Below are 2,318 nucleotides of genomic sequence, written 5' to 3'. Positions count from 1 at the left end.
AAACAAACCTGTCACCAGAATATTCTCACCGGATTTAATTAATCCATCAGCCAAATCATTACTGGTTCCACCTAACAGAAAGTATTCGGTTTCTTGACTATTTCTGTCCACCTTAATAAGTAGGATATCGCTGTTTTCTATCGGGCTTATTTTTTCATTTCTCGCAGTGTAAACAGGATTTTTAATGTTTGCCAGAAACAGAACTGAATTACTATCAACCAGTGCATCAACTGGTTCAATTTCAACACCTGAAAACGGATAGCTTATTGTTTGAGTATTCCCAAGCGAGTCTAACTCAACTAAAAATATGTGGGTATACTTATCCCCTTTAAACTTCGGATTGTTTTCCACATCGAAGCATCCTTTGGTTGTCGTTCCTATTAATAAACTGACATTCTCTGGTGTTGATATAATATTAGTCGCAATATCATTACCTTCTCCCTGAAAATGTTTTAACCATAATAGCCCACCATTCGCATTAAGCTTGCCCACAAAAATGTCTTTTTCAGCCTTTGCCTCATAAACTATATTTTCAACCATCAATGTGTCAGAAAACCAGCCAGTAAATAAACATCCACCATCAGGCTCAGCTTGTATGCTACTAATGTCGAACTCTTTAGTACTTCCCAACAAAAAGCTGTTAGTTAAAGTCAAGTTCTGGTCGAGCCAGCTAATAAGGAAATTATTTGAAAAATTACTTTCGAAGGTTTTGCCCGATATTTCCAGGTCCTGATAGAATTTTATTGGAAGAATCAGTTCATTTTCACCAAATATTTCCAATGTTTTTACATAGTCATAGCCTTGCCCCCCTATTGAAGTCAGTTGTTGCAAACTTCCATCGGGGGCATACTTTGCTATAAAGATGTCGCGGCTACCTTTTGAGTAGAGCGTATCGTTAGGAAAATTGATTGATTCGTAAAAAGTACCGACAACAGCCAGATTACCATTAGGTAATTCGTTAATATCGGTTACAATATCCCACCCGGGACCACCTGCTTGTGTAATCCAGTCGAATTCCATTTGTTGGCTAAAGGCGCAAAAGCCTGTTATTATAATAGCCAGAGATATTATTAAACGTTTCATTTCTAATTATTTTAGTATTTAGGATGGATTATTTATAGTTGTATTGGTACCTGTTTAAAATCTGAGAGTCGTCGTTTTTAACTTCAAGTAAGCGCCCATACTCATCATATGTATAGCTTGTTTTAACTCCGGTTGGATCAATAACTTCGTCGATTCCGAATAAAGGCCTGTATTTATAGGTAGTTACTAAAATATTGGAAAGGCTACTTAGGCTACTTCTCACCTGACTTAGGTACGAATCGATACTTGATTGTGTTGTAGCATTTTCGAGGTTTGAAATCAACGAAGCTCCAGTTTTTGAAGATACCGCTGAATAGGAAGCATTCTCAATTTTAGCCACAGGCTTTGTTTTTCCGTACGACCACAAATAAGTGACATATTCGCTTCCCGGCGATTTAATCTCCCTTATTTTTTTTGTACCCGACAAATAAGTTATTTCATTGTTCAGATCTAAATCGTCTGAGTATCCATCATCAAAATTATAGTCCTTAATAATATTACCAGAAGTGTCGTATAAGTACTTTCTTTTATTTGACACATATTCGGTTGAATTGATTTTCCTCTTTTGGGTTATAGTAACTGGCAATCCCACTAAATGGTTATTATTTAATGTAATTAGGGTATTGTCAGTTGGATAATCATCAGGATATGTAATATAAGTTAGTAGTGTTTCTTTTTGGTTGTCTTCATCCTTTGTAACTCTTTCAACCTGAAGGTTTGTATTATAATCAAAATCTTCGAGCACTTTAATGCTATCAGCAGCTGAGTTGAAATAATCTACTGTTGTGGTTTTATCTAGAATTACAGTTCCATGCGAAGTACAATGGATGTCCTTATATATCTCACCATAATAGGTTTCTCCTGAAAACTCGAAAAATTCCCCGACGTCACAGCCAGAAACCAGTCCTTCCCTTGCAAATGCTTCAGTGATAGACCATCCATCTACCTGTGTTGTACTTGTGCCTTCAATGTATGTATTTTCAATCCGTTTTACCAGATTTGAATTCCCGTCAATAAGTTTAACCTCAGTAAGTTTTGGAACTATTGTATTATTGAGTCTTAAAAGATTAAAGCTTTTTACTTCTTTGTAGCTTTTTAATGCATCGCCGCTTGGCGAACCAGATCGCATATAATTATGGGATATTTCAACTCGCTCGTAGCCATGGCCGAAAGTCAGATTTTTATCCATTATCGGATTGGAATAATATATATAATCCTGATAAACGCTTTCGCTA

2 protein-coding genes are annotated in these 2,318 nt (G+C 36.2%); both read right to left on the bottom strand.

Annotated elements, in window-relative coordinates; translation table 11 throughout:
• Nucleotides 1-1,083, bottom strand: a 1,083-nt coding sequence (locus tag SLH46_RS21580) for a hypothetical protein (protein WP_320283300.1), incomplete at its 3' end; no start/stop codon positions are given.
• Nucleotides 1,084-1,111: 28 nt separating this feature from the next.
• A partial coding sequence (locus SLH46_RS21575; RefSeq protein WP_320283299.1) for a hypothetical protein occupies nt 1,112-2,318 on the bottom strand: 1,207 nt, incomplete at its 5' end.

The organism is Draconibacterium sp. IB214405 (genome assembly GCF_033963885.1).
In the GTDB taxonomy this organism is placed as follows: Bacteria; Bacteroidota; Bacteroidia; order Bacteroidales; family Prolixibacteraceae; genus Draconibacterium.
The sequence above is the reverse complement of the archived record's forward strand: the minus strand, read 5'-3'. Positions and strand labels throughout refer to the sequence as shown.